Genomic DNA, 3,375 nt, shown 5'->3' with positions numbered 1-3,375 from the left:
TAGCCGCCGAACTTGATGCAGGTGTCAGTGCCCGGCATGTAGTAGAATCCGGCACCGTACAGGGAGCAGATCTTCACGTATTCGACCGCCTTGGCCTTCACGGGAAGATCGGCTGCCTGAGCTCCGCCAACGGCGATCAGACCCGCCGCTGAGCCGAGCAAGAGGCTCTTCACCAATTTCATATTCAATCTCCAAGTTGCTCATGTGCGAAGGAGCTCGAACCACTCGCGGCCCCTAGGCTCTTTCGCTTTCAAAACCGCTCTGGGGGCTTCGCGATTTCGGACCCATCGCATCGACGCGAGGGACTTGAGCGAACCACCTGCAACGGGACGATTGAGATTCCCCCACCGCCGAATCCAATATGCATAGGTCCCTTCGCTAATTAAAATAGTTTATTAGATCAGCTATTGGATTCCAGCCACATTGTGTCGCACGCGCAACACCGTCGTCCACGCAGCCTAATTGTTGATCAGCTCATATTTGTAAAATGACTGACACAATTACCTTGCCCTGCACTTGCGTCAGGGCAGACTTGCGTGAACAATGATCATCAAAGCGTAAGTGGCGAATGTCGAACCGGGAGCGCAGGGATGTCCACGTCGAGGAAGGAGGCAACGCGATCTCGCCCCATCGGCAATCTCGACATCATCAGGCGCTTCACCTGGGAAATATCGTCGATCAACATGTATCTGGAGGAGCTGCGTCAGTTCTGGGCGAGAACGCTCGGCATCAGCGGCCCGCAATGGCTGATCCTGATGGCGATCTCCGATCTCGACAAGGACGACGGCGTGCCCGTCAACATGGTCTCCAAGCTGCTCCACGTCGATCCCTCGTTCGTCACCACCCAGTCCAAGCTCCTGGAGAAGAAGGGCTTGCTCCGCCGGCGGCCCTCGCCGACCGACGCCCGGGTCGTGCGGCTGTCACTGGTCGACAAGACCCAGAAGCACATTGCGAGCCTCAACGAGCAGTACAAGACGATTCGCGAATTCGTCTTCGAGGAGTTCGACGAGAACGAGCTGGCGGAATTCACCACCAAGCTCGCGACGCTGAAGAACCGGCTCGAAAAAGCCTGCGTCAGGATATCGCTCGACTTCTGAGACGCGCGACCGCGCTCAGGTCCGCCGGCCGACGGCGCCGAGTCGCGATTCCAGCCAGTCGAAGATGTATTCGTTGGCCAGGCTCGGATTGTCCGCGTGGGCCTGCGCCGCGCCCGTCTCCGCCGCGGTGAACACCTTCAGCACGATATCGGAGCTGCCGAGCCGGGATTTCTGGACGATCTGACGCGCCCGGTCGGCCTTGAGCCAGCCATCCTCGCCGAGCGTAATCAGCACCGGGCAGTCGGCGCTGGAGGCCATCAGCGGCGCATGCGGCACCGGAACGATGCTGAGGTCGCTGATCGCGAAACGGCTGGCGAAGAAGGATCGTTCGTGCAGATCCCAAAGGCCGCCATCGCAGACGGCGGCGGCGAGCCGCGGCTCCTGCAACACCGCGCGCGCCACGAAAGAGGATCCCCACCCGTCCGCCACGATGGCGACGCGATCGAAATCGACGTCGCCGCGCGTTTCCAGATAGTCCATGACGCTCGCGATCGAGCTCTCGAGGTCGCGGCGCTGCAAGAGCGTATCGGCATAATCGTCGCGCTGGTCGCCGAGCAGGTCCAGCGCGAGCATCGACAGTCCGCGCTCGCGCGCATGCGGCGCGAGCTTGAACAGGAATTCCTCCTTGCGGTGTCCCGGCTCGCCGATGCAGATCACGGTCGGGGCCCGTCCGCCCGCCGACGGCGCGGGCAGGAAATAGCCCTGCAAGGAATGATCGTCGACCCAGGGAATCGTCACGACCTCGCCGGCCGGCGCGCGCGCCGCGAGGTAGCGGCGGGCGCATTCCTGCATCGCCAACACCGCAACCCAGCGGCGCTCGTCGGCCTTATCGAGCGGCATTGCCGCTGCACCATAGTAGTTCATCGCCCGCAGCCAGTTGCGCTGCGCGGTCGCCATGTGGCCCTCCGCGAACGCGGCCTCGGCGCGCTGGCGGTTGGCCTGCGCGAGCCGCTTCCACTCGCGATGCCAGGATTGCTCGTCGTCCCGTTTGAGCTGCCGCGCGATCATCAGGCATTCCGCGATCGTGGCACCGCCCTCCTGGGCTGCGGTCAGGAGCCGCGTGAATTCAGCGGAGATGTCCTCTCTCTCCGGGCACAGGGTCCAGTCGTCAGAGAGGCATGCGGGTATCATCGGAGCTGCGCTCTATCATCGCGTTACCCCTGATTCATTAAACTATTTTAATTCGCCAACCAAGCTGCGGCGCGCCGAACGCGACCCGTTTGACATCACCATCACTTGAACAATGCTTGAACGACAGACCATGTCCATGCGTGACATTGCATTTCGTCATATCGCAACGAAAGTTGGCAAGAGGTGGCACGTGAAATTACCTGCGCGCCTCTTGCCATGACGATCATCATACCCATATACGCGCGCCTTCGCCGACTGGGCCAACCGGTTCAGCCGAGCCGCCAGCCGACCTCCTGGGTCAAACTTTCGTAGAAGGCGCGATCATAGGCTTGCTCCGGCGTGGCGCGGACGCGCTCGTCAAGGCGCCTGGCGTCCTCGCCCACGAGAATGCGCCAGCGCTCGGCCTTCACCCCGTCAAGGATGATCTTCGCGGCTTGCGCAGCCGTCGTCGGCGCATCCTCCAGGAAGCTGCGGGCCCGCTCCGCGAACGCTGCCTGGATATCCTCGTCCGACATCTTGTCGGCATCTGGCACGCCGGCCGCGACCATGCGCTTGCGGGTCAGCGCGACCTCGTCGGCGTTGAGCCGCTCCGACCCGTCCATGCTCTGCACCTTGCGCGAATTGGAGACGATCGAGGTGCCGATATGGCCGGGCATCACCACCGAGCATTTGACGTGCGGCGCGTGCAGGCGGAGGTCGTTGATCAGCGCTTCGGTAAATCCCTTCACCGCGAACTTGGCCGAGCTGTAGGCGGTGTGCGCCTGGTTCATGCCGATCGAGGCCCAGAAGCCGTTGACGCTCGCGGTGTTGACGATGTGGGCCTCGTCGGCCGCGACCAGCATCGGCAGGAAGGTGCGCACACCGAGATAGACCCCGCCCCAGCAGATGTTGAAGGTGCGCTCCCACTGCTCGCGCGTGTTGGTGAACAGGCTGCCGCCGCCACCGATACCGGCATTGTTGAACAGAAGATGGATCCGGTCGGTCTTCTGCTGTTCGGCAAGCTCGTCACGAAAACGCTTCAGGTGATCCTCGATCGCGACGTCTGCGACGTGCGTCGTGACGCGCAGGCCCTGCGGCAGCTTCTCGACCTCGCAGAGCCGCTTGGTCTCGGCCATCGCGGCCTCCGAGACGTCGCACATTGCGACAT

The 3,375-nt window shown here is 62.5% G+C and carries 4 protein-coding genes; 1 reads left to right on the top strand and 3 read right to left on the bottom strand.

Annotated elements, in window-relative coordinates; translation table 11 throughout:
* Nucleotides 1-182, bottom strand: a 182-nt coding sequence (locus tag AC1D00_RS32640; protein ID WP_477013502.1) for a porin, incomplete at its 3' end; no start/stop codon positions are given.
* Between the two features lie 408 nt (nt 183-590).
* Between AC1D00_RS32640 and AC1D00_RS32635 the strand changes: the two genes are divergently transcribed.
* On the top strand, nt 591-1,097 hold the full coding sequence (locus AC1D00_RS32635) for a MarR family winged helix-turn-helix transcriptional regulator (protein WP_135176067.1): 507 nt from the start codon (nt 591-593) through the stop codon (nt 1,095-1,097).
* 15 nt (nt 1,098-1,112) lie between these two features.
* Here the strand turns inward: AC1D00_RS32635 and AC1D00_RS32630 are convergent, their stop codons facing one another.
* Both AC1D00_RS32630 and AC1D00_RS32625 read right to left on the bottom strand, forming a co-directional pair.
* A complete protein-coding gene (locus AC1D00_RS32630; RefSeq protein ID WP_477013501.1) occupies nt 1,113-2,228 on the bottom strand; it encodes an alpha/beta hydrolase family protein in 1,116 nt (371 codons plus the stop codon).
* A 269-nt stretch (nt 2,229-2,497) separates the two neighbouring features.
* Nucleotides 2,498-3,375, bottom strand: an 878-nt coding sequence (locus AC1D00_RS32625; RefSeq protein WP_477013500.1) for an SDR family NAD(P)-dependent oxidoreductase, incomplete at its 5' end; no start/stop codon positions are given.

Source organism: Bradyrhizobium sp. P2_E8, from assembly GCF_056403875.1.
Note: the sequence above shows the minus strand (reverse complement) of the source record. Positions and strands in the feature narration are given on the sequence as shown.

What these genes read in the sequence shown, in the direction of transcription:
- AC1D00_RS32630 (WP_477013501.1), bottom strand. Translation starts at nt 2,228, where the DNA reads ATGATACCCGCATGCCTCTCTGACGACTGGACCCTGTGCCCGGAGAGA.
- AC1D00_RS32635 (WP_135176067.1), top strand. Translation starts at nt 591, where the DNA reads ATGTCCACGTCGAGGAAGGAGGCAACGCGATCTCGCCCCATCGGCAAT.